We start from the raw sequence: 342 nt of genomic DNA, 5'->3' as shown, positions 1-342 counted from the left end.
GGCTTAGGTCGCGCAGTGGGCGAAACCATGATTGTTTTGATGGCAACGGGTAACACGCCAATTATGGATTGGAGTATTTTCCAAGGTATGCGTACGCTGGCAGCAAACATTGCAGTAGAAATGCCTGAATCAGAAGTTGGCAGTACCCACTATCGAATTTTGTTCTTGGCGGCGTTTGTACTGTTTATATTCACCTTTGTCTTTAACACGATTGCTGAATTTGTTCGTCAGCGTTTACGTGAAAAGTATAGTTCACTGTAAGGTTAGGAGATTTAATAAATGAAGCAGTGGTTTAAATCTGGCTCACCTTGGATTTGGATGACAGGTGGTGCAGTAAGTATC

1 pseudogene is annotated in these 342 nt (G+C 42.7%); it reads left to right on the top strand.

Annotation, left to right across the window (positions count from 1 at the left end):
• Positions 1–261, top strand: a pseudogene (locus tag AB9K37_RS12340) (hypothetical protein); the annotation flags it as partial.
• Positions 262–342: the final 81 nt, after the last annotated feature.

Source organism: Donghicola sp. XS_ASV15, assembly GCF_041224595.1.
Classification (GTDB): Bacteria; Pseudomonadota; Alphaproteobacteria; order Rhodobacterales; family Rhodobacteraceae; genus Donghicola.
This window is presented reverse-complemented; position numbering and strand designations above follow the sequence as displayed.